Genomic DNA, 24,287 nt, shown 5'->3' on the forward strand with positions numbered 1-24,287 from the left:
ATACATTAGTTACTACTTTTCCAGTATTACCTGTTCTAGTCATTAAAATATCTTCTTTATTTGCAATTACTGATTGAGGGGGATTTTCGATAAAATATTTAGTTTGACTATTTGGTCTTAAAAATTCATTTGTTATATAAAAATACAACTCTGGAGAATATTCAGTTTTACGTTCATTAATAGCAATCTGTAATCCTTGATTTATTTTAGTAAAATCAGCAAACTGCTTCTCTTCCCATTCGCCTTCAAATTCTGGGAATCTCAACTCTGGCACATTTTTCTTTTGTGTATTACTCATCTTTCAACACCCCTAGTTCTTTCAGGTATGCATTGATTTCTTGTTCAATTTCTGCGATTTCTTTGTCGATATTTTTCAAATCTTGTTGGACTTGATCTAAATCAATTGGCGCTTCTTCTTCGAATGTATCGACATATCTCGGTATGTTTAGATTATAATCGTTCTCGGCAATCTCTTGTAATGTCGCGCTGTAGCTATATTTATCAATCGTTTCTTTACGCTTATATGTGTCTATAATACGTTCGACTTGGGCATCGCTTAAATGGTTTTGATTTTTTCCTTTTTCAAAATCATTGGATGCATCGATAAATAATACGTTGTCGTCTTGTTGGCGACATTTTTTAAATACTAAAATACATGTTGGAATACTTGTACCATAGAAAATATTCGCTGGTAAGCCAATCACGGCTTCTAAGTAGTTCTTTTCTTCAATTAAATAACGACGAATGACGCCTTCTGCGGCACCACGGAATAAGACACCATGTGGGAGTACAACTGCCATGGTACCTTCATCGTCTAGGTAATGTACCATATGTTGAATAAAGGCAAAGTCTGCTTTGGATTTTGGCGCAAGCTTGCCGTAACCACTAAATCGTTCATCATTTTCAAATTTTGAATCTGCTGTCCATTTCGCACTATACGGTGGGTTCGCAATAACCGCATCAAATGTATGGCCTAAAAAGGCTGGATTTTCCAACGTGTCATCATTACGGATATCGAAATTTTCATATCGTACATCATGTAATAACATGTTCATGCGTGCTAAGTTGTATGTAGTATTGTTACGTTCTTGTCCGAAATAACGATACACTTGCGTTTCTTTACCAACACGTAACAACAGTGAACCTGAACCACATGTTGGGTCATACACGTGACGTAATTTATCTTTACCGTCTGTGACAATCTTCGCCAGTATCTTAGATACTTGTTGTGGTGTATAGAACTCGCCTGCTTTTTTACCCGCTGTCGCCGCAAAGCGCCCGATAAGGAATTCATATGCATCTCCTAACATATCAATTTCCATATCACTGTGAACGAATGGTAAGTCGTCAAGGTTAACCATGACTTTAGAGATTAACGCAGTACGTTCTTTGACATTGTTACCTAGTCGTGTTGAACTCAAATCCATATCGCTGAACAGCCCGATAAAGTCATTTTCACTTTCTTCACCTAATGTAGATGTTTCAACTTTGCGAATCGCCGTCGCTAGATGTTCTATATCGAAATCTTGCGTTTCAATTTCACGAATCATCGCACTGAATAAATCTTGTGGCTCAATGAAGTAACCGACTTGATCAATTAATTCTGCTTTTAAATCTTCACGGTATTCTTCGTCTGCCCATGCTTCTTGATACGTGATGTCTTCACCTGACAAGGCATCTGCATATTCTTGTTCCGCTTTTTCAGATAAGAAGCGATAGAAAATCAAGCCTAAAATGTAATTACGGAATTCACTCGCATCCATGTTCCCTCTTAAATCATTCGCAATCGACCATAATTTTTTATGTAATTCAGCTTGTTGCTGACGTTGTTTTTCAGTAATAGACATGTGATTCCTCCGCCTTTGAATAAGTAATTTATCTCTTTGTGTAATAGATTTATTATAACATTTGGTTATGTTGCGATGTGGAGAATTTTGATGTTGGTGGTGGAATTAAGATTGATGGACTATTCTTTTGTCATGATATAAAAATACATTTCTAAGAAATGTATTTAAGAAAAAATTAAAAAACAGTTAATTTTATTTAATAAAAAGTAAAAGTATAGTAATTATATACTAGAAAGGAGTTTTATTATGACTAAAGATATATTAAAAAAGTTATTTATAACATTATCTCTTGCAATATTTCTCTCCCCGTTGATTAGTCATGCAGAAAATAAATTATTCGCAAATACATATGAAGAATCTGAAATTTTAAAAAAGAGAGAAAAGTACAATGCAGCCCCTTCCACATTAAGTGAGGAAGTTTTTTCAAAAGTTTCAAATACTATGAAAAGCCCCTATAATTCAGTTGGAACAGTTTTTATTAAGGGGGAGACTATAGCTTCTGGTGTATTAATTGGCAAAAATACAATTATAACAAACTATCATGTATCAAGGATGGCTAAAAAAGATCCGACTAAAGTTATATTCACACCTGGTTCGACTAAAACAGAAGATGGAGTATATAAAACTCCATATGGACAATTTGTAGCAGAAGAAATTAATGAACACCCATATGGACAAGGAACTGATTTGTCTATAATTAAACTAAAACCCAATAAAGACGGAAAGTCTGCAGGTGATTTAATTCCCCCTGCAAAGATTGCAGATTCTATAGATTTGCAACAAGGTGACAAAATAAGCTTGCTCGGATACCCTTATAACTTTTCTACTAATTCTTTATATAGAAGTGAAATTGAAATCTTTAATTTAAATTCTGGTCAATATTTTGGGTATACTGAGTCGGGAAATTCTGGATCCGGGTTGTTTAATTTAAAAGGAGAGTTAGTTGGTATTCATGTTGGAAAAGGAGGAAAATATAATTTACCGATAGGTAAATTTTTTAATACTGAAATTGGCTCATTGTATTCAGTAGATAATTCATTAAGCACTTTAGGTAGTGATTTAAAGAAAAGAGCTGAATTACAGTCTCATTAGTAATGATTCTAGACCTTATTTCATTCTAATCATTATGGAATAACTTTCTACATTAATTTACATCAACACTATTTATATGACAGGTAAAAGCGATCATAATTTAAAATGAAATTTTATAGCCAAAAATATTAAAAAATGATAGAGAGGTGTAAATTGTGAATAAATTCTCAATTGTTTTAATTTTATTAATGCTATTAGTTGCTAACTATCAAATAGTTAGTGCATCTAGCATATCTGATAACAGATCGCTCATTACTGATATATTTAAAACTAAGAACAGCTTGAATACTGCAAAATATGAAGGAAAAGATAGTCATCATTGTACTGCTGTTATGATTACAAAAGATATTGGTTTGACAGCATCTCACTGTAAAGATGGTGGATTTGAAGAAGGATATATAGGGACTATTTATCCTGGCGAATCTGGCTTAGCTACAAATGCTGGAAGTGCTTATATTTCAACATTTAATCCATTTACTGGACTAGATATAGCTATTCTCAAAACAAATAATCAAAGTAACGATTATTCTTATTATCTAAGAAATATAAACTTATCTGTCAAAAGCGTGAACTTTCATAATCTTATAGGAAAAAAGGTATATTCAATCGGATATCCGATTGATAAAAGTGGATATAAGCAATATAAAACAGAAGGTACTATTACTCAAACAGTACATGACAACGCAATTCGAACTACATTACAAAGTACTTCTGGACAATCTGGTTCTGGTGTGTTTTTAAAAGAAAACGATCAATTAATCGGTGTTATTTCAGAAGGAAGTTTGGATGGTAGTTTAGTCATACCAATTAATAGTCAAATTGCAGATTGGATTGACAGAGTAAGACACTATTAAATAGCTTAAAATAAACCAAAAATATCATAGGAGATGAATTTAAATATGAAAGATACAATTGTAAAATTTCTATCAGCATTCCTTGTGATTTCAAGTATTAGTTTGATAGATACATCTTTTAGCTCTAAATATAATAAAATCTCAATAGCTGCCGAGACTAAAAATTTTACAGACTTAGTTGAAGCTACTAAATGGGGAAACTCATTAATAAAGTCAGCCAAGTATTCTTCTAAAGATAAGATGGCTATTTATAATTATACAAAAAATAGTTCACCCATAAATACTCCTCTAAGATCAGCAAATGGTGACGTGAACAAATTATCCGAAAACATTCAAGAGCAGGTTAGACAATTAGACTCAACGATATCTAAATCTGTAACACCAGATTCAGTCTATGTATATAGATTATTAAATTTAGACTACTTATCAAGTATAACTGGCTTTACGCGAGAAGATTTACATATGCTACAACAAACTAACAATGGTCAATATAATGAAGCGCTTGTGTCAAAACTAAATAATCTTATGAATAGTAGAATTTACAGAGAAAATGGCTACTCTAGTACACAACTAGTTAGTGGTGCAGCACTAGCAGGTAGGCCAATTGAATTAAAATTAGAATTACCTAAAGGTACTAAAGCAGCATATATTGATTCTAAAGAGTTAACAGCATACCCAGGTCAACAAGAAGTTCTTTTGCCTAGAGGGACAGAATATGCTGTAGGCAGTGTTAAACTTTCTGATAACAAAAGAAAGATAATTATAACTGCTGTAGTTTTTAAAAAATAAGAAAACATAAATAATATATATCCTAACAAATATACTTTAAAATATTATATTTGTTAGGATTTTTCTCTTGTTAAATGTCATCTACACAAGTACTTACACCGAATTCTTTTAATAAGTGTATTAAATTTTCTTTTTGTGCTTATCATAAAAAATTACTACTCTTTCAGTTAAATAACATCTACTTTTATAGATATTCAAATAATTTATGGTTATAGTTTGTCTGAATTAATGCCACATTATTATTTAATAAAAATCCAAAAAACTCATTCACTCTGTTTACATATTGCTTTTTTCTCGAATCACTTTTTAAAACATAGTGCATATTAAGTTCAGACTTTATGATATTGTTCCTATCTTTTTTTATATTATTTTCATTGTAATGTTTTTTGAAAAATGCATCGTCAATAATATTATTTTTATTAATATAAAAAATAAAGTACCTTAATAACCAATATTTTTCTTGCATTCTAACGCTTGCATCATCGTTGTAAGAAGAATGCACTTCTTTTAATTTATCTTCCAATGTATTTAACAACACTTTAAAGCTAAATTTCTTTTTAATCCACAAAATGACACTCAAACATTTTGAGTAATCATCTAAATCATTTTTTAATATTAATTGTAAAGATTTTTTATTTAGTATTTTTTCTTCATCGAATAAAACAGAGTATAATAATATTTGGTATACTTCTTGATTCCAACCATTTAAAATATAATAATCTAAATTTCCTTTCCATATTTCCTTGTTTTCTTTAAAATATTGCCTTGCTATTTTCTTTAGTTTTTCTTTACTAATTTTTAAGTCTATCAATTGCTCTGTAAAGTTTATAAATTTATTTGTTAACCTCGAATCTTTCAATGAAATATCCAAAAATTTCTCATATAGGTTATATTTTGTTAATTTTTCCCTACTAACAAGAATATTGTTTATCTTATTTGAGGACATTTTTGAATCTCTAAGTTTATTTATTACCACCGAATAAATGCATTTTACTGCTCCTTTATTACCTGAAACTTCTTCACTTAAGCAGAAATCAATAAAATCATTAATTTTTGATTTCCAATCCGCAATTTCCGAGCTTTTATTCAAGCTATCTAGATAACTAAAAATCTCTACTTTTTGCATGTTATTACGATATGGAAAAGTCTGCACATCTGTTTTTTTATCATTTAGAATTAAATTGTACTCTCGACATATGGAATTAAATTCCATCAAAAATCCTTCTTTATCTGTATTTGATACAAATGGATATTTAATATCATCTACATATCTAGCATATTTATATCCTTTTTCAATTAATTTTTTGTCTATATAGCACATATATAGTTCTGCTATTATCCTTGATATAATATTCCCCACGGGTATACCATGAGTTTCTCCATATTGACATTTTTGAATTAAACTATCCAAATTATTAGCAAACCCTTTATATCTATTATCTTTCGAGTTCTGTTTTCCGTGTATGACCCAAGGTATACTATGTGTGTACAAAGTATGATAAAAGTTTGATAAATCTAAAGACAAAATACTATTCCCTCCAAAAAGAAGCCTCTGCTCTATTTTCTTAGTGAATTTAAAATTAAAGTTTAATTCATTAAAATATTTTGAAGTTGATTGTACATTGTTTTCGAAAATATTGATAAATTCCTCTTTATTATCTTCTATAAAAAAACATAGATGTAAGTAACTATAGACATTTGGCATCTTATATTCTCTACGAACATAATTATTTTTAGGAGTATTAAAATAAATTGGTTCCGTATCTACATTCTTTTTAAAATCAGAGAAATTAAAAAATCCTCTTAAATCCTCTGATTTCATCAGAAAATATAAGTCTTGCAAACCAAAAATTTTTAAATAGAAAGTATCTGGTTTGCCATAATAATCTTCTAATTCTTCATTATTAATATTTTTTGATTCAATCTTTTTCATTCTAACATCATAGTATCCATACCTAATTAGAAAAGAACTATCTAAAATCGTGTTATATAAATTACGAATTTTTAAATTCACCATATTTTCTAATCATCCCTTAAATATTAATATTTGCACTTAAAAAGTATACATATCACTCAAACAATCAATAATCATACTTACCTTCAACAAATTCTTTAACATGCAGTGTTATCCCTTGATAATATGGATATTTTGTTAATCTAAATTTCTGCTTTAATGCTTCATCTCTACTATTCGACATCAAATATGCATGTTCAAGATAGCTTAAATATGCTTCATCATTGCCGCTATCTCCAAAACCTAATATTGACTTTACTGGTATATTGTATTTTTTCATCAGAAATTGAGTAGCATATAATTTTCCAGCATTTGACGGTGTGAAGTCAATATCATACGCATTTTCAGGATCACCAGCTAATGGGTTGCTTCGACTAAATCTCGCTGTATAGTTTTGGTCATTTGCGTATCTAACAAGTGCTTCTAGGATACGCCTATCATTGCTGTGATTACCTGTTGAATGAAAATAAAAATTATAATGTGTTTCATTACCTTCAAATGCTCTTTGTGGAATAAATTCGACATTATATTGCGCAGAAATATGACGTAATATATCTTCAATATCTTCAAATAAAAATGGTTCGCTCAAGACTTTCTTTTTATATGTTTCTGATTCAATATATTCGCCATTATTCCAAGTGAACATTTTAGAACTCAAATCAGAAAAGATATGTAATGGTTTAAACGTCATATTAACTTGATCCATTTTATCCATGACACTTTGAAATGTACTTCCTGTCAACACAGCAGTCATCACTTCATTATTATTAGTTAGTTTTTCCAACAATTTTTCCATTTCTCTTAAATGACTTAAATCTTCTTCATTTGTATTATGTTTAAAATATGTTTCATCAAAATCAAACAATAATAGGCGCTTTGACATACTCATTCCTCCATAATATTTTAATGAATTTATCTATAACTTAAATACACTATAAGTCTCAATTAAAAGTATAAGATCGACTATATGCTTTTCATGATTATTATATACAACTAATGAATCGCTATAAACTAAAAACATTGCTTACCACTTTTCAAAATGCACGAGTCATATCCCTCGTTAAAACTATTACTAAAATTCAAAAATATAAAAAAATCAAAAAGTATGTTTTAAACTTTATGAAACGTGTTATATAAATAGTGTAATATACCACAACATTAAAAGGAGATTGAGATATGAAACTAAAATCATTTGTTACTGCCACTTTAGCATTGGGATTATTATCAACAGTAGGTGCAGCTTTACCGAGTCATGAAGCATCTGCAGATAGTAATAACGGTTATAAGGAATTGACAATGGATGGAAAACACACTGTACCTTACACGATCTCAGTAGATGGTATTACTGCATTACATCGAACTTACTTTGTTTTTCCAGAAAATAAAAAGGTACTTTATCAAGAAATTGACAGTAAAGTAAAAAATGAATTAGCTTCTCAACGTGGTGTTACAACAGAAAAAATTAATAATGCACAAACAGCAACTTATACACTTACTTTGAATGATGGTAATAAAAAAGTAGTGAATCTAAAGAAAAATGACGACGTTAAAAATTCAATTGATCCAAGTACAATCAAACAAATACAAATTGTAGTTAAATAATAATTTGAAAATGAAGAATAATTACATGAGGCAAACGCTGAAAAATTGCGTTTGTCTTTTTAGTTATTGAACGAATGATTGAACTTGTAATTTATTTTTGTTTGCTTCTCGTAGTAACAGATTGGCCTATACTAAAGTAAATTCGATATTAATGTCTTCCGTAATTTATAATCTAAACATAACAGTAAATCTCAAATAGCTAGAACACAAATAAATCCCCTCACTACCGCTAATAGTGAAGGGATTTATTTTATTACTTAGACGTAATTATAAATATATTTGTTCTATTGTAGTCTTGCTTAATCATATAAAAAAACTACCATTTCCAAATAACGCATTTTGAAGTCAATTTTCATAAACCGTCATTACATTTCCGCATTCATTATTCAGCTTCTCTAATTTCATCTGAAATATCTTTATAGTCAATATTTGCATTTATGAAATCTTCATCTTGAATTGGAAAATGCTGTTCAAATGTTTCTATATTTTGGATTTCTACCTTAACATCTTCTACTTCAAAATCTAAGACATGTCCACCAAAATTACGATCATCATTTGCAAAGTGTACATGGAATCCTGCTGATCCGATACCATGGAATAGTTCTGGTGTAAAGAACCCAACGACTGAACCTTTGACGTATGTTTCAGTTTGTTCAGGTTGTCTTCTAGCTGAATCAATTAAACGTGTATAAGGTGGCTCTTGTGCCGGCATCATACGTACATGCATTTTTTTAAATAATCCTGAAATTTTTACTGCTGAAAATAAATTTTCACTCAGCATTTTCTCCTTAATTTCTGCAAAAACTGCTTCAGAAGATTTATCTTTCGTTTCATAGCTTGTATCTGCTACGAATTTAGTTACAGTTGCATATGGTGTTAACTCGTCACCTTTTAATTCTACAAATTCTTTATGTTCATTTGCATGGTAAGCTTTTCCATCTAAAAAGATGACCTCACCATTTGAACCTGTTAGTGTAGCGATACCTAGGTCACCATGTTGCAATAATTCATTTATTGATGCAGTTCCTTTTAATAAACCTGCCATTAATGTGCCTAATGTACCATGTTGATATAAAACACTAGCCATAAAATTTCCCACTCCTCATTAACATTTATCTTTGTTTTAGTTAAATACGTCAGGTAACATATTTGTTGAAAGTTTGATATTATCTTTATAATTTACAGGTATATCAATTAATACTGGTCCATCTGTTTCATAGCCCTCTTTAATTGCCGCTTCTAATTCTTCTTGATTAGTAACTCGTAAACCTTTTGCGCCAAATGATTCAGCATATTTTACGAAATCTACAGGACCGAAGTCGACACCTGATGAACGTTTATATTTCATTTCTTCTTGGAATTCAACCATGTTATATTTTCCATCGTTCCAAATAAGTTGAATAATGTTTAGATTTTTACGTACGGCTGTTTCTAAATCTTGTGATGAAAATAAAAAGCCTCCATCGCCAGCAACGGATACAACTTGCGTATTAGGACGTACAAGCGCAGCTGAAATTGCCCACGGTAATGCTACACCAAGCGTTTGCATACCGTTACTAAATAATAAATGTCTTGGATTGTAACTTCTGAAATTACGTGCCATCCAAATATAGTGACTACCAACATCAACTGTTACAGTAGTATCATCAGTTAATACCTTTTGCATAGATTCAATAATTTCGACTGGATGTAGAATTCCTTCTTCATGCGTCGCTTTGATACCAGTTTCTTCATCAATATGTGTTCTTAATTGTTCTAATTCATCCAAATGTTGTTGATTTATAAATGGTTCATCTACTTTGTCAGAAATCATTTCAATCGTTTTAGCAATATTACCAATCAACTCTTTTTTCGGTTGCATATAATTAGTAATTTCAGCTTGAACTTCGTCAATATTGATTATTTGCGTATCTAATTCTTTATTCCAGTTACTAGCCTCATATTCTATAGGATCATAACCGATTGTAACAACTAAATCACTTTTACGTAATAATTCATCACCAACTTGATTACGGAATAAACCCACTCGCCCAAAGAAATGATTTTCTAATACACGACTAATCACACCCGCACCTTGGAATGTTTCTACAACGGGTAAATTGGTACGCTCTACTAGCTTGCGAATAGCATTCGTTTCGTCTGCACTTGAACTTCTCATTCCAGCTAATAAAACCGGAAATGATGCATTTTTAATCGCTTCAATGACATCATTAATATCTTGTTCACTTGGTACACCTAAATTTGGTTTTTGACAAAGTGATATCGCTTTAGATTCAACTGGTGAAGAAATCACGTCTTGCGGAATACTAATAAAACTTGCGCCATTTTTTCCTGAAGTAGCAATACGGATTGCATTTGTCATAACTTCTGATAATGATTCAGGATCTTGTACTTCTTCACTGTATTTTGATGAGTATTTTAATAGCGCAGCATTATCAATACTTTGATGCGTTAATCGTAATAAATCATTACGTTTCACTTGGCCACCTAACGCTAATACAGGATCCCCTTCAGATGTTGCAGTTAATAGTCCAGTCGTTAAATTACTTACACCAGGCCCACTTGTAACAAGTACTACACCCGGTTTGCCTGTTAATCTTCCAATACCTTGCGCCATCATTGCGGCGTTTTGTTCATGACGAGTGACAATAAGTTCAGGACCATCATCAATTAAAGCATTAAATAGATAGTCAATCTTTGCACCCGGAATACCAAAAACATATTCTACCCCATTATTTTTCAAAGTATCAATAACCATATCGGCTGCAGTGTACTTTTTATCAGTCATTTATATTCATTTCCCTTCAAATGTGATGTATAGATGTGTATTACATGTAATTACATTGTGATTTGTAATCTAATGATAGTTACGCAAAATTAATGATGTTTATCAAAATTTTAAATGTACGATTAGATTTGTAATACATATAAATTGCCTTCATCACATTATATAACCTTTGTTAGATGAATAAAAATCGTTATTTGTAATACTAAGTATTCCAAAAATGCATGAGTAGATTTTGTGCGTTGTGATTATGAGGAATGTTGGATTGATTGATGTATAGGATTGTTACGATATTTTGGGATGAGGTATTTAGTCAATGGCAGTTTGAAATTGTCGTTTTATGGCGGGCCGAAAATGTTGTTTTATAGCAACATGAAATTGTCATTTCGATAAAAAAAGCCACAGCAAGACTTAGATCTAACTGTGACTTATACATTTCATACTTATATTTATCGATTGGTTTTATAGTTATAAATGATAGATGCAGTTCCTAAACACATTAAGAAGATAATCATTAAATACATAGAAAAGTTGTCTGTTTTAATATAAAACCTAAAAAGTAGAAACGTCAGCATCGCAACAATAAAATAAACAGGAATAAAAGCTTTCTTCTAAAATATAGAATCTTTCAATTAAGTCACTCCTTATTTTGATAATACTCTTAAATCATGATTCTTGAGTTATCGTCTGGTCGTTCTTGCCCTTGAATATCTATTATTAGAACACTATCGTACGGTCTCCGCAAGCTAAATGACAATTTAATAAAGTACTCTTTTGATTGTGTAAACTTGTACAAATTATACGTGTAAATCAATAATTAATAGTTGAATTAATTCTATACCTGAGACATTAAATAAAAGAAAGTTCATTTATACTACATACATTTCATATTCCCCACACAAACGCAAAAAAACACCTCGACATAACATCGAAGTGTTTTGTATATATCGTTCGACAATTAACGTTTTGAGAATTGAGGTGAACGACGAGCTGCTTTAAGACCTGGTTTACTTTAGGGTTTCGTATAGTTCCATATACTGTCTTAAGGCATGATATTATAGGATTTCTGATTTTTTCGTTTACATAGAATTGGATCAAATATCACTCAGTGGTGAAATAACTGCTAGCCAGTAGTAGAAATCCTTACAATTTATAAAGTAAGATCTCTATGACAAGCATAACTTTATTCTTAATAAGGTATTTATTTTTCATATTTACTAAAGAACTTTAAGCTAGTAAAAACTGTTAATACAGTAATTCAACTAAATTTCCTAAAAGTAATCATCACTTAATAAATAATTGCATTCCCAATTACAAAATTTGATATGTAATCATTCATAACTACAATTTCACTTGGACTACTCATAGCAAAACCTTGATATACTTTTAATTCATTAAAAGACTGATTCATTACATCTTTAATATAAATTCCTAGTGCTGAAGCTGCTACACCGGTAGCAGAATCTTCTATGTATCCTGTGTTGTTAGGGAATTGTCTGGCATGATATATATTCTTTTCATCTTTTACAAATGGATAAAATCCAGTCGATCCAATTTTATCACACACTTTCCATAAGTAATCGTAATTAGGTGTTAACTTATTTAATGTCACTACATCCTTCAATTCAATAATTGTTTTGAATCTAGAAGTAGAAATGTTCTTTACAGGATTACCTGTAAATTGATTTACAGATACATTCAACGCTTTAGCAATATCAACTTTATCAATTAACTGATTACTAATTTCAGGATTGCCCTGTTTTACTTTGACTTTGAAATCTGTATCGTCCCCTATGATCTCAATCTCTAAAACACCAGCCAATGTCTCTACTGAAAATTTATTTTTATCAAGGTACTTATTCTTTTTAAGAATAGTTACACATGCTATAGTCGCATGAACGCACATTTCCATTTCTTTATTTGGAACAAAATATTTAAATTCATACTCACATGAGGGATTGTTACTATTAAGAACAAAACCTACTTCTAATTTCAGTTTTTTGGCAATATATATCATATCATCATATGATAATTCGTCAGCTTCTAACACCACCGGGCAAGGATTACCACCTTGATTTTTATACGCAAAAACAGTTGTGTTATAAATTTTCATAATTAAACTCCTCGAATAGTTTTTCATTTAATAATTTATTCATTCTAATCCTTCTTAAATGTAATGCTACTTATAAACCTTTAACTTTGGCGTTTATGATGCAAATCATTTTCATCTATCCATTTTAGAAAAGCAAATTTTCTTTCAGATTTTATAAAATAAGACGTTGTCTTGAATAAACTTTCTATTAGTTTTCAAAATTATAATATTAATCTACCAAATCTTTGTCATTATACAACATAATACAAATAGCTGTTGAGAATTTAGGATATTGATTTACAACATCTATAGAATAAAGAATTAAATTATTAAGTTCTTAACTTCATTATTATATTTCGCTATTTGCAAACAATATATTGTTGGAATACCTATATCTGTAGTTGTATCAAAGAACTTAGTTTCAATAATTTCAGAATTAAATGTATCATTTTATTTTTTATGACACTTCATCTTTATCTGAAGTTCGCGATAGAACAAGAATGAATAGATTGTTATGGTTCTCCTAGATTATTTGTTAATTTTATACTTTTAATAAAACTCCTTCATAATGTTATGATAATACAATTAGTGTTGAATATTTTATAAATAACCCCCTAATGATACTATTTGTATATAATTATACCTTAAATTAAAATTAATGTTATGTATTATTACAATAAATTTGTATTATAGATAAAAGGAGCTATTATTTATGCAATGTAAAAGATGCGGAAATAAAGAGTTTACAGAAGCCACACAGTACATGAAGATTAAAAAGGTCTAAGTTATCGATAAATGGATCGGAAATTAAATATATTTTTTGTAAGAAGTGTGGTTTAGTTAAAGACATTGAGGTTTTAAATCCCCTAAACTTTGAATAATTTAATACATAAACGTAAAAAAACACCTCGACATAAAATCGAGGTGTTTTGTATATATCGTCCGACAATTAACGTTTTGAGAATTGAGGTGAACGACGAGCTGCTTTAAGACCTGGTTTTTTACGTTCTTTCATACGTGGGTCACGAGTAAGTAATCCAGCGCGTTTTAAAGAACCTCTGTATTCAGGATCTGCTTCTAATAATGCACGAGCGATTCCGTGACGGATAGCTTGAGCTTGTCCAGTGAAACCACCACCATGAACGTTAACTAAAACATCATAGTTACCTTTAGTTTCAGTTACATCAAATGGTTGGTTTAAGTCTAAAATTAATGATTCGAATGGTAAGTATTCGCGTACGTCACGGTTATTAACTGTGATGTTACCTTCACCTGGTACTAAACGTACACGTGCTACTGAGTTTTTACGACGGCCTGTGCCTCTATATTCAACTTGTGCCAAAGTCATTTCCTCCTTCTAATTAACCACGTAATTCGTAGTTTTCTGGTTGTTGTGCAGCGTGTGGATGTTCAGCGCCACCATATACAAATAATTTTTTACCTTGTTTTTCGCCTAAACGAGTGCTTGGTAACATACCTTTAATTGAGTTTTCAATTAAACGTTCTGGGTTAGTTCTTCTTAATTCACCAGCAGTGATTGATTTGATACCACCTGGGTGATTTGAGTGACGGTAGTAAACTTTGTCAGTTTCTTTGTTACCAGTAAATTCGATTTTTGATGCATTAATAACGATTACATAATCACCAGTATCAACGTGTGGTGTGTAAGTTACTTTATTTTTACCGCGTAAGATAGATGCTACTTCTGATGATAAACGACCTAATGTTTGGCCTTCAGCATCGATAACATACCATTTGCGCTCAATGTTTGATTCATTTGCCATAAATGTTTGACGCATAATAATTGTCCTCCTAAAAAATAAATGCTTCTATTCAAGCTATAAACAGTTTCATAACCTAATAGATGATTTCATTTGTTTCATTTTTAAAACGTTTAATTTCATTTATTTTGTTAACTGTTGTTCGTTTCTGCTTATATATCTTGTAACACAATAAGTTTCCGGGGCTTATCGTGGGGTGGATATAAAACAATACCGTTAATAATCTTATAATTTCACAAGCTTTTTGTCAATGGCAATCAGTCATTTTGTAATGATTTTTTACGATGTATTTTTATATCGTTGCCAAAGTCTTTTAATAACTCATTTTCATCTAAATAAATTTTCTCTAAATATAATCCTTCAGCCGGTGCAGTGAAAGGAACATTCTTACGATTCTTTGATTCAAGTAGCTTCGGCACATCAGAAATTTCATGTCGTCCTTTTCCAACTTCTATTAAAAATGCAACTAAGACACGCACCATGTTATATAAAAATCCAGATCCAGTGACAATATAATCAAAGCCATCATCTGTCTTTACGATTTCACTTTGGTATAATGTTCTAACTTTGCTTTCTACTTCAGTTTTTTGCGAACAAAATCCCGTAAAATCATGTGTACCTATGAATTGTTGCGCCGCTCTGTTCATTTTACCTAAATCCAACGTTTCAGGAATAAATGTTTTCAAACCACTTTGAAATGGATCGCGGTGTTGTGCTTGATATACTTTGTAGCGATAACGTTTACCTACACAATCATAACGACAATGAAAATCGTCATCGACTGTAACTACATTGTTGACATAAATATCATCAGGTAACGTTCGGTTCATTGCATATTGCCATTGTGACATAGGTATATTCAGCTCTGTGTCGAAATGAAAGTATTGCTGTATCGCATGTACACCTCTATCAGTCCTACTTGAAGGATGGATTCTCACATGTCTTTTATGCATGCGTTGTAATAGCTTTTCAAATTGTTGCTGTACCGTACGTCCATTCTGTTGAATTTGAAAGCCTAGAAAATTATTTCCTTGATACGCAATTTCTACTAATATACGCATGAATTTACACTCCTGAATATTTTAATACGAATAAAATAATTGCAATTGGGATAATCATGATTAAAGATAACGTATCTCTCAATTGCCATTTAAGCTGTCTGTAGCTCGTTCTCTTAACATTGGCATCATAACCCCTAACTTCCATTGCGACCGCTAATTCTTCGGCGCGTTGGAAAGCTGAGATGAATAGTGGTACTAGTAATGGAATAAATGATTTAATACGTGTTGCAATGTTCCCTGAACTTATTTCAGAACCACGCGACTTTTGCGCCAAAATAATTTTATCTAACTCATCCATTAACGTCGGGATGAATCGTAACGCAATGGACATTATCATACTTAATTGATGAACTGGTAATTTAAACATCTTTAGTGGTGCAAGTAATCTTTCAAACGCATCTGTTAAATCAATTGGACTTGTAGATAGTGTCATAATTGTTGCAATCATCACAATCCCAATTAAACGCAGTGATATATATAGCCCTTCTAAAATACCATTAGTTTCAATCGTGATGCCATGCCATTCAACTAATACATATCCACCTTTAGTTAAAAATATATGCATCATTAATGTGAAGATTAAAAAGAAAAATATTGGTGTTAAACCTTTGATTAGGAACCATAATTGAATTTTTGCTAATCTCATAATGAATAAGATAAGTGCAAACACCCAAAGATATGTTAATGGTGAATGACAGAAAAATATTAATATAATAAAAAGAAAAACAAACATTAACTTTGCTCTTGGATCAAGATGATGAACAAAAGAATTAATTGGTAAATATCGCCCTATAATCAATTTATTTTTCATGTTGCCACTCCTTATACAAGCTTACAAATGCTTCTTCAGTTAAGGCAATATCTTTTAATTTTGTTTGATTTTTTTGTTCAAAGTCATATTGTAACTGAACAATTTCTGGCAAACCAATATGCCAATCCGCCAATTTTTCTTTATCTTTGAAGAGCTCTTTTGGTGATGTTTGCGACACTATACTACCTTCTTTCATAACGATGACTTCATCTGCATAACGCGCGACTTCATTCATATCATGTGAAATTAGGATAATTGCCTTATTTTCATCTGTTTGTAGTGACTTTAGTAATCGCATTACTTGTCGTTTACTTTGTGGATCAAGTCCTGCTGTGGGTTCATCAACCACGATAATATCAGGATTCATTGCCAATATCGATACAATCGCTATTTTACGCATTTGTCCACCTGACATTTGAAATGGTGATTGTGACATTACATCTCTTGAAAAACCTAAATCCATCAACAGACGATGGGCATAGTTTTTGGCTTCATCTAAATTCATTTTAAAGTTTTTAGGTCCAAATATCATTTCACGCTCTACTGTGTCCTCAAATAATTGAGATTCGGGGAATTGAAATACCATTCCAATTCTTTTTCTTACAGGTCTAATATATTTATCTTTGGTCTTATGTGTAATAGTAATGTCATCAACTGTAACTGTCCCAGTAGTCGGCTTTAACAGTGCATTAATATTTTGTATCAATGTTGATTTACCACTACCCGTTTGTCCAACGATGGCGTAATATTTACCTTGTTCAAATTCTGTATTAACATCATGAATAGCTTGATGCTGGTATGGTGTCCCTTTTTGATAGGTATAACTTACATTGTCAAAGCGTATAGTCATAGTTGATCCACCAGCCCTTCATAAGTTAAGAATGATGTTTGGTGTCCCAGCATTTGATTTATTTTGATTGGGAATGGCAAATCTAGACCTATTGTTGTTAACTCTTCTGCATGGTCGAAAATTTCAATCGCTGTGCCTTCTTTATGGACAGTCCCTTTATTCATAACGATAACATGATCTGCTTCCATCGCCTCAGATAAATCATGCGTAATAGAAATGATTGTAATATTATGTTCTGATTTAACTTTTCTCACTAAATCCAATAAATTTTGACGTGCATCAGGATCTAACATAGAAGTCGCCTCATCTAATATAATGACAGAGGGGTTAAGTGCTAATACACTTGCTATAGCCACACGCTGCTTCTGTCCCCCCGATAATGCATTAGGTTCATAATCTGCACGTTCTAACATATCAACTTGTTTAAGTGCTTCGCTAACTCTTCTATGCATTTCGTCATGTGGAACCGCATGATTTTCGAGTCCAAATGCCACATCGTATTTTACAATTGAACCAACAAATTGATTATCCGGATTCTGAAATACAATTCCTATGTCTTTTCTTAACTTTTCAAAATTATCATCAGTTATAGCTTGATTATTATAAAAAATTTCTCCAGATTTAACTTTCTCTATGCCAATCATTAACTTGGCAATTGTAGATTTTCCAGAACCGTTATGACCAACAATAGATGTCCACTGACCTTTAGGTATACTAAAAGAAACATCTTTCAATGTGAAGGATGCATCACTTTGATATTGAAATGAAACATTTTTAAATACAATAACTGAATTCTTATCCTCCACTTGTCTCTCTCCTTTACGATTCGTGTATCTATCATATTTTACAATATTTATAAATCGCTGTATATGACATTGACTGGGTTCTCTATATATTACTAGTATTTTCTGACTCATTTCTAGTCTTTAAAGTGTTGTTTAACAACTAATGATAAGGACATTTATTCCTCTCTAACAATTATGTATAAACGTTAATAAAATAAATAATTTACTAACATAGGGTTGGCCGCATTTGATTCAACGATAATACTTTCACTTCATTTAGTTCTAGTGAAATTGATCAAACTAACTTGATCATATTTTTTAGATTCGCACTCAAAAAAGTAGATATAAAGAAATCGGACTTAAAAACATTTCTGTTCATAAGTCCGATATCTTATTCAATAAAAAAGCGCGCACCCCATCATAAGTTTGTTGAGTTCACGCTTTAAATCTTTATTTAGTTGATGGGGTACTCTGAGCTAGACAATATTTGTATGTGGCAAACATTATCGTTGCACTCATTTGCTTTATATAAAAGTAGTTAGTGTATTTATATAAATTCTTATACTAATTCGATAATTACTGATTCAGCACCGTCACCGCGACGAGGGCCTTGTTTAAGGATACGAGTGTAACCACCTTGACGTTCTGTGTAACGCTCTGCGATTTCACCAAATAATTTTTGAAGTGCAGTTTGTGTAGTTTCATCTTCGTTTAAGATTTCAACATTACGTAAAGTTTTAGCTGCATTACGACGAGAAGCTAAATCTCCTTTTTTACCTAAAGTGATTAATTTCTCAACAACACTGCGAACTTCTTTTGCACGAGCTTCTGTAGTTTCAATACGTTCACTAATAATAAGTGATGTAGCTAAGTCACGTAACATAGCTTTACGTTGATCAGAAGTACGACCTAATTTTCTGTAACCCATGAGTTAACCTCCTTTATCAATCTTCTTTTCTTAATCCTAATCCTAAATCTTCTAATTTGTATTTAACTTCTTCTAAAGATTTACGACCTAAATTACGCACTTTCATCATGTCAGCTTCAGATTTGTCAGCTAACTCTTGAACAGAATTGATTCCTGCGCGTTTTAAGCAGTTATATGAACGTACAGATAAGTCTAATTCTTCAATAGACATTTCTAATACTTTTTCTTTTTGATCTTCTTCTTTTTCAATCATGATTTCAGCGTTTTGCGCTTCATCAGTAAGACCAACGAAGATATTCAAGTGTTCAGTCATTATTTTTGCTGCTAATGAAACTGATTCTTGTGGTGTGATTGAACCATTAGTCCAAACATCCAATGTTAATTTATCAAAATCACTGCTTTGACCTACACGTGTATTTTCAACAGTATAGTTCACACGTTCAACAGGTGAATACAATGAATCAACAGGGATTACACCAATTGGTAAATCACTAGTATTATTTTGTTCTGCTAATGCGTAACCTCTACCCTTGTTAGCAACTAGACGAATTTTTAAGTGACCACCTTTAGATACTGTTGCAATTTTAAGCTCTGGGTTTAAAATTTCAACATCACTATCATGTGTAATGTCGCTTGCTGTTACTTCGCCTTCATCACGTACATCAATTTCTAAAGTTTTATCTTCTTCAGAGTAAATTTTCAATGCTAATTGTTTAATGTTCATAATAATTGTAGAAACATCTTCAACTACATTGTCTACTGCTGAGAATTCATGTAAAACTCCCTCAATTTCAATATACTTAACGGCTGCACCTGGTAATGAAGATAGTAGGATACGACGTAAGGAGTTTCCTAGTGTAGTACCGTAGCCACGTTCTAGTGGTTCAACAACGAACTTACCGAATTTAGCATCTTCACTAATTTCAATTGTCTCAATTCTAGGTTTTTCGATTTCTATCATTTAAATATCCTCCTTATATACGTCGACTTAATTTAAAATGTTTGCTCAGTGACCTGTAACAATACCATCATAAATTATACACGACGACGTTTTGGTGGACGACAACCGTTATGAGGTACTGGAGTAACGTCTCTGATCGCAGTTACTTCTAAACCTGCAGATTGTAATGCACGAATAGCTGATTCACGACCTGGACCAGGTCCTTTAACTGTTACTTCAACTGTTTTTAAACCATGCTCCATAGCTGATTTAGATGCAGTTTCAGAAGCCATTTGTGCTGCAAATGGTGTTGATTTTTTAGATCCTTTGAACCCTAATGCACCAGCTGATGACCATGATAAAGCATTACCGAACTCATCAGTGATAGTTACAATAGTGTTGTTGAATGTTGAACGGATGTGTGCTACACCATTTTCAATATTCTTTTTCACTCTACGTTTACGAGATACTTGTTTACGTGCCATTTAAAATTTGCCTCCTTTACCTATTATTTTTTCTTGTTAGCTACCGTTTTAACTGGTCCTTTACGAGTACGCGCGTTGTTTTTCGTTTTTTGACCACGAACTGGTAAACCACGACGGTGACGGATACCACGGTATGATGAAATTTCCATTAAACGTTTGATATTTAAGTTAGTTTCACGACGTAAGTCACCTTCGACTTTATAACCGTCTACAACTTCACGGATGCGACCTAATTCGTCATCAGTTAAATCTTTCACACGAGTATCAGCTGATACGTTAGCTTCTTCAAGAATTTTTTGAGCAGTTGACGTACCGATACCGTATATATAAGTTAATGAGATAACTACGCGTTTTTCACGTGGAATATCTACTCCTGCAATACGTGCCATATTAATTTACACCTCTCTTTTATTAACCTTGTCTTTGTTTGTGTTTTGGATTTTCACAAATTACCATTACTTTACCTTTACGTTTAATGACTTTACATTTTTCGCAAATAGGTTTTACTGATGGTCTTACTTTCATTTTTATACCTCCCTATATTATGGAGTGACGATTATTTATAACGATAAGTAATTCTTCCGCGTGTTAAATCGTACGGAGACATCTCAACAGTTACTTTGTCGCCAGGTAGAATACGAATGTAATTCATTCTGATTTTACCACTTACGTGAGCTAAAATCTCATGACCATTTTCTAATTCTACTTTAAACATTGCGTTCGGTAAAGTATCTAATACAGTACCTTCTAATTCAATTACATCTTGTTTAGCCATTGATTAACTTCCCCCTTTTTGCAATAGTAAGGTAATCGTCAATAGACAACTTTATTGTTACGAATCTATCAGTGATTAATTTTATAAGTTAAACAAAAATTACGGGAATTAATTATCGTTAATTGCCACTCTCATCTATCTAATATGATTAAATCATGCCTCACTTAAAATAGACCGCTAAAAGTTGATCTATTACAAATGATCTAAAATATCAATGACATCTTTGGTAACGTCGCTAATATCTTTTGAACCATCAATATTTTTCAATACACCTTTTTGATCATAGAAATCTAAAATAGGCTTAGATTGTTTAATATTAACACTCAAACGATTAGCTACCGTTTCAGGATTATCATCTTCTCGTTGATACAATTTACCACCATCGATATCACAAATACCTTCGACCTTCGGAGGATTAAATACAAGATGATACGTTGTACCACATGACTCACAGATTCGACGACCTGTAAGACGGTTCATTAATTCTTCTTCCGGAACTTCGATATTGATGACAGCATCAATGTTTCTGTCAAGCTCAGACATAATATTATTTAATGCCTCAGCTTGCTCGATTGTTCTTGGGAAGCCATCTAATAAAAAGCCTTTTTTTGCATCGTCTTCAGAAATTCTTTCCTTAACGATACCTACAGTCACTTCATCAGGAACTAATTCGCCACGGTCCATATAAGACTTAGCTTCTTTACCTAATTCAGTTTCTTCTTTTATAGCTTTTCTGAACATGTCACCAGTTGAAATGTGGGGTATTGGGAATTTCTTGACAATTTCACTTGCTTGAGTTCCTTTACCTGCGCCAGGTAAACCCATCAAAATGATATTCATAAGTGCCCTCCTAAAATTATCTACCACCAAAGCCTTTATATTCTTTTTGAGATACTTGAGCTTCTAAAGATTTCATTGTTTCAATCGCTACACCAATAACGATAAGTAAACTTGTACCACCAATCTGAATTGATTGTGGTAATCCCATAAACTTAGTTGCTAATATTGGTAGAATTGAAATAACGGCTAAGAAGATAGAACCTACAAAAGTTAAACGATATAAAACTTTAGTAATATATTTTTTGGTTTGTTCACCAGGTCTAATGCCTGGAACATAGCTACCTTGTTTCTTAAGGTTATCAGCCATTTTTTCCGGATTAACTTGTACAAATGCATAGAAGTATGTGAATAGTATAATTAGTACAATATATACAACCATACCAACATTACTTGAAGGATTTGCAGCATTCGCAATGTTTTGTGCCCATTCTTTATCTGGATAGAACAACGTTAATGTTCTAGGCAGTAAGAAGAACGCCATTGCAAAGATTACAGGAATAACACCGGCTGAGTTCACTTTTAAAGGTAGATAAGTTGCCTGTGAACCTAATCTTTGAGCAGTTTGTTTCTTAGCATATTGAATCGGAATTTTACGAACGGCTTCAAGTACATAAATAGCACCTACTGTTAATAGTATCAGTGACACTAAAAGTCCTAATACTTTCAACCATGCTAATGATGTATCTTCTTGCCCAACGAACGCAGTTTGTCCAAATTGAATTAGACTGGCTGGCAACGTTGATAAAATACCCGCAAATATGATAATAGAAATACCATTACCAACACCGAACTGAGTGATTTGATCACCAAGCCATATTAAGAAAGCAGTTCCTGCTGTCAAAACTAGTGCTATTAATAAATAACTCATAATTGACTGATTGATAATCAGCGCACCTTTGAGATAATTATTAAATTGGAATGCCATACCTATAGATTGGATAAATGCTAAAGAAATTGCTAAATAACGAGTAACGTTATTTAACTTTCTTCTACCTACTTCACCTTGTTTTGCCCATTCTGAGAATTTAGGGACAATATCCATTTGTAATAATTGCATTACGATTGATGCAGTGATGTAGGGTACAATACCCATTGCAAAAATAGAAAATCGTTTCAAGGCTCCGCCACCAAAAGTATTTAATAACTCAGTGGCACCTTGAGAACCTTGGGGATTATCAAAAGCTGCAGGATTTACTCCTGGAGCTGGTATATAAGTCCCTATTTTAAAAATTACTAACATTGCTAGTGTGAAGAAAATCTTGTTACGAACCTCTTTTGTTCTAAAGAAGTTCACAAGGGTTTGAATCATTAGATCACCTCGTGTGCTCCACCTTTAGCATCAATAGCTTCTGCTGCTGAAGCTGAGAATTTATGAGCTTTCACTGTCAATTTCTTATCAAGTGAACCATTACCTAGTATTTTGATACCAGATTTTTCATTCTTAACAACACCAGATTCTACTAATAAAGCTGGAGTTACTTCAGTACCATCTTCAAATTTATTAAGTTGGTCTAAGTTAACAATAGCATATTCTTTACGATTTATGTTAGTAAAACCACGTTTTGGTAAACGACGGAATAATGGTAATTGACCACCTTCGAATCCTGGTCTTACACCACCGCCTGAACGAGCTTTTTGACCTTTGTGTCCGCGACCACTTGTTTTACCGTTACCTGTCGCAACACCACGTCCAACACGATTGCGTTCTTTACGTGAACCTTCTGCCGGTTTTAACTCATGTAATTTCATTTCGGCACCTCCTTGATTATTTTTCTTCTACTGTTACTAAGTGCTTAACTTTGTTGATTTGCCCACGAATAGCAGGGTTATCTTCAACAACTACTGAACTGTTAGTCTTTTTAAGACCTAAAGCTTCAACAGTTTTACGTTGTGTTTCAGGACGACCAATAACACTACGAGTGAGGGTAATTTGTAATTTAGCCATAACTAGTTTTC

At 32.1% G+C, this 24,287-nt stretch carries 28 protein-coding genes and 1 pseudogene; 5 read left to right on the plus strand and 24 right to left on the minus strand.

Annotation, left to right across the window (positions count from 1 at the left end; translation table 11 throughout):
* Together IDG64_RS02960 and IDG64_RS02965 are read right to left on the minus strand one after the other, a co-directional pair.
* The coding region (locus IDG64_RS02960; RefSeq protein ID WP_481906129.1) for a restriction endonuclease subunit S domain-containing protein at positions 1 to 298 on the minus strand (298 nt) is incomplete at its 3' end.
* Entirely contained in the window at positions 291 to 1,847 is a 1,557-nt protein-coding gene (locus tag IDG64_RS02965; RefSeq protein WP_000028653.1) for a type I restriction-modification system subunit M, read from the minus strand. The genes IDG64_RS02960 and IDG64_RS02965, both read right to left, overlap by 8 nt.
* A gap of 246 nt (positions 1,848 to 2,093) precedes the next feature.
* On the opposite strand from IDG64_RS02965, the gene etd reads away from it, so the two are divergent.
* The 3 genes from etd to ednB all read left to right on the plus strand — a co-directional run bounded on the left by etd (position 2,094) and on the right by ednB (position 4,582).
* Positions 2,094 to 2,939 carry an exfoliative toxin D gene (etd, locus tag IDG64_RS02970; protein WP_000159057.1) on the plus strand — a complete coding sequence of 282 codons (846 nt, stop codon included), beginning with the start codon at positions 2,094 to 2,096 and terminating at the stop codon, positions 2,937 to 2,939.
* Positions 2,940 to 3,094: 155 nt separating this feature from the next.
* Positions 3,095 to 3,793 (plus strand): trypsin-like serine peptidase, encoded by a 699-nt coding sequence (locus IDG64_RS02975; protein WP_001032147.1) that lies wholly within the window; start codon positions 3,095 to 3,097, stop codon positions 3,791 to 3,793.
* Positions 3,794 to 3,826: 33 nt separating this feature from the next.
* Positions 3,827 to 4,582: an epidermal cell differentiation inhibitor EdnB gene (gene ednB, locus IDG64_RS02980; RefSeq protein WP_016169335.1), complete on the plus strand. Its 756-nt coding sequence runs from the start codon at positions 3,827 to 3,829 to the stop codon at positions 4,580 to 4,582.
* Positions 4,583 to 4,766: 184 nt separating this feature from the next.
* Here the strand turns inward: ednB and IDG64_RS02985 are convergent, their stop codons facing one another.
* Both IDG64_RS02985 and IDG64_RS02990 read right to left on the minus strand, forming a co-directional pair.
* Positions 4,767 to 6,599 (minus strand): RNA-directed DNA polymerase, encoded by a 1,833-nt coding sequence (locus IDG64_RS02985; protein WP_000247647.1) that lies wholly within the window; start codon positions 6,597 to 6,599, stop codon positions 4,767 to 4,769.
* A gap of 64 nt (positions 6,600 to 6,663) precedes the next feature.
* The gene (locus IDG64_RS02990; protein ID WP_000044371.1) at positions 6,664 to 7,479 is read right to left on the minus strand and encodes an HAD-IIB family hydrolase; all 816 of its coding nucleotides are present in this window, start codon (positions 7,477 to 7,479) and stop codon (positions 6,664 to 6,666) included.
* Positions 7,480 to 7,772: 293 nt separating this feature from the next.
* Between IDG64_RS02990 and IDG64_RS02995 the strand changes: the two genes are divergently transcribed.
* Positions 7,773 to 8,198: an MAP domain-containing protein gene (locus IDG64_RS02995; protein WP_001805350.1), complete on the plus strand. Its 426-nt coding sequence runs from the start codon at positions 7,773 to 7,775 to the stop codon at positions 8,196 to 8,198.
* A 382-nt stretch (positions 8,199 to 8,580) separates the two neighbouring features.
* On the opposite strand, the gene budA is transcribed toward IDG64_RS02995, so the two are convergent.
* Positions 8,581 to 9,285, minus strand: coding sequence for an acetolactate decarboxylase (budA, locus tag IDG64_RS03000; protein ID WP_000179066.1), 705 nt, complete (start codon positions 9,283 to 9,285; stop codon positions 8,581 to 8,583).
* A gap of 36 nt (positions 9,286 to 9,321) precedes the next feature.
* Positions 9,322 to 10,986: an acetolactate synthase AlsS gene (gene alsS / locus IDG64_RS03005; RefSeq protein ID WP_000130147.1), complete on the minus strand. Its 1,665-nt coding sequence runs from the start codon at positions 10,984 to 10,986 to the stop codon at positions 9,322 to 9,324.
* 232 nt (positions 10,987 to 11,218) lie between these two features.
* Here alsS and IDG64_RS03010 point away from each other — a divergent pair.
* Positions 11,219 to 11,451 (plus strand): annotated as a pseudogene (locus tag IDG64_RS03010) (hypothetical protein).
* Here the strand turns inward: IDG64_RS03010 and IDG64_RS03015 are convergent.
* From IDG64_RS03015 to rpmD, 18 genes are all read right to left on the minus strand, one after another.
* Positions 11,433 to 11,582, minus strand: a complete 150-nt coding sequence (locus IDG64_RS03015; RefSeq protein WP_281346102.1) for a hypothetical protein — start codon at positions 11,580 to 11,582, stop codon at positions 11,433 to 11,435. The pseudogene IDG64_RS03010 and the gene IDG64_RS03015 overlap by 19 nt on opposite strands.
* A gap of 689 nt (positions 11,583 to 12,271) precedes the next feature.
* Positions 12,272 to 13,096 (minus strand): PhzF family phenazine biosynthesis protein, encoded by an 825-nt coding sequence (locus tag IDG64_RS03020; protein ID WP_000708541.1) that lies wholly within the window; start codon positions 13,094 to 13,096, stop codon positions 12,272 to 12,274.
* A gap of 928 nt (positions 13,097 to 14,024) precedes the next feature.
* The gene (rpsI, locus tag IDG64_RS03025; RefSeq protein WP_001790547.1) at positions 14,025 to 14,417 is read right to left on the minus strand and encodes a 30S ribosomal protein S9; all 393 of its coding nucleotides are present in this window, start codon (positions 14,415 to 14,417) and stop codon (positions 14,025 to 14,027) included.
* A gap of 19 nt (positions 14,418 to 14,436) precedes the next feature.
* Positions 14,437 to 14,874 (minus strand): 50S ribosomal protein L13, encoded by a 438-nt coding sequence (rplM, locus tag IDG64_RS03030; protein ID WP_001250038.1) that lies wholly within the window; start codon positions 14,872 to 14,874, stop codon positions 14,437 to 14,439.
* A 239-nt stretch (positions 14,875 to 15,113) separates the two neighbouring features.
* The gene (truA, locus tag IDG64_RS03035; RefSeq protein WP_001221859.1) at positions 15,114 to 15,917 is read right to left on the minus strand and encodes a tRNA pseudouridine(38-40) synthase TruA; all 804 of its coding nucleotides are present in this window, start codon (positions 15,915 to 15,917) and stop codon (positions 15,114 to 15,116) included.
* Between the two features lie 4 nt (positions 15,918 to 15,921).
* Positions 15,922 to 16,728, minus strand: a complete 807-nt coding sequence (locus IDG64_RS03040) for an energy-coupling factor transporter transmembrane component T family protein (RefSeq protein WP_000791621.1) — start codon at positions 16,726 to 16,728, stop codon at positions 15,922 to 15,924.
* Complete coding sequence (locus IDG64_RS03045; RefSeq protein WP_000155384.1) at positions 16,718 to 17,578, minus strand: energy-coupling factor transporter ATPase; 861 nt, start codon at positions 17,576 to 17,578, stop codon at positions 16,718 to 16,720. Before IDG64_RS03045 ends, IDG64_RS03040 begins: the two co-directional genes overlap by 11 nt.
* Entirely contained in the window at positions 17,575 to 18,384 is an 810-nt protein-coding gene (locus IDG64_RS03050) for an energy-coupling factor transporter ATPase (RefSeq protein ID WP_000389675.1), read from the minus strand. Before IDG64_RS03050 ends, IDG64_RS03045 begins: the two co-directional genes overlap by 4 nt.
* 538 nt (positions 18,385 to 18,922) lie before the next feature.
* Positions 18,923 to 19,291 carry a 50S ribosomal protein L17 gene (gene rplQ / locus IDG64_RS03055; protein ID WP_000542274.1) on the minus strand — a complete coding sequence of 123 codons (369 nt, stop codon included), beginning with the start codon at positions 19,289 to 19,291 and terminating at the stop codon, positions 18,923 to 18,925.
* Between the two features lie 16 nt (positions 19,292 to 19,307).
* Positions 19,308 to 20,252, minus strand: a complete 945-nt coding sequence (locus IDG64_RS03060; protein ID WP_000569649.1) for a DNA-directed RNA polymerase subunit alpha — start codon at positions 20,250 to 20,252, stop codon at positions 19,308 to 19,310.
* A gap of 74 nt (positions 20,253 to 20,326) precedes the next feature.
* Positions 20,327 to 20,716: a 30S ribosomal protein S11 gene (gene rpsK / locus IDG64_RS03065; RefSeq protein WP_000101625.1), complete on the minus strand. Its 390-nt coding sequence runs from the start codon at positions 20,714 to 20,716 to the stop codon at positions 20,327 to 20,329.
* A gap of 23 nt (positions 20,717 to 20,739) precedes the next feature.
* Positions 20,740 to 21,105: a 30S ribosomal protein S13 gene (gene rpsM / locus IDG64_RS03070; RefSeq protein WP_000090796.1), complete on the minus strand. Its 366-nt coding sequence runs from the start codon at positions 21,103 to 21,105 to the stop codon at positions 20,740 to 20,742.
* Positions 21,106 to 21,127: 22 nt separating this feature from the next.
* Complete coding sequence (gene rpmJ, locus IDG64_RS03075; protein WP_000868342.1) at positions 21,128 to 21,241, minus strand: 50S ribosomal protein L36; 114 nt, start codon at positions 21,239 to 21,241, stop codon at positions 21,128 to 21,130.
* A 31-nt stretch (positions 21,242 to 21,272) separates the two neighbouring features.
* On the minus strand, positions 21,273 to 21,491 hold the full coding sequence (infA, locus tag IDG64_RS03080) for a translation initiation factor IF-1 (protein WP_001118443.1): 219 nt from the start codon (positions 21,489 to 21,491) through the stop codon (positions 21,273 to 21,275).
* Positions 21,492 to 21,683: 192 nt separating this feature from the next.
* A complete protein-coding gene (locus tag IDG64_RS03085; RefSeq protein WP_001021468.1) occupies positions 21,684 to 22,331 on the minus strand; it encodes an adenylate kinase in 648 nt (215 codons plus the stop codon).
* Between the two features lie 16 nt (positions 22,332 to 22,347).
* On the minus strand, positions 22,348 to 23,640 hold the full coding sequence (secY, locus tag IDG64_RS03090; protein ID WP_000616784.1) for a preprotein translocase subunit SecY: 1,293 nt from the start codon (positions 23,638 to 23,640) through the stop codon (positions 22,348 to 22,350).
* Positions 23,640 to 24,080 (minus strand): 50S ribosomal protein L15, encoded by a 441-nt coding sequence (gene rplO / locus IDG64_RS03095; protein WP_000766074.1) that lies wholly within the window; start codon positions 24,078 to 24,080, stop codon positions 23,640 to 23,642. The genes secY and rplO overlap by 1 nt, the downstream gene beginning before the upstream one ends.
* Positions 24,081 to 24,096: 16 nt before the next feature.
* Positions 24,097 to 24,276, minus strand: coding sequence for a 50S ribosomal protein L30 (gene rpmD, locus IDG64_RS03100; protein WP_001096577.1), 180 nt, complete (start codon positions 24,274 to 24,276; stop codon positions 24,097 to 24,099).
* Positions 24,277 to 24,287 lie beyond the last annotated feature (11 nt).

The sequence above is a fragment of the Staphylococcus sp. EG-SA-15 genome (assembly GCF_017151895.1).
GTDB classification, from domain to species: domain Bacteria; phylum Bacillota; class Bacilli; order Staphylococcales; family Staphylococcaceae; genus Staphylococcus; species Staphylococcus aureus.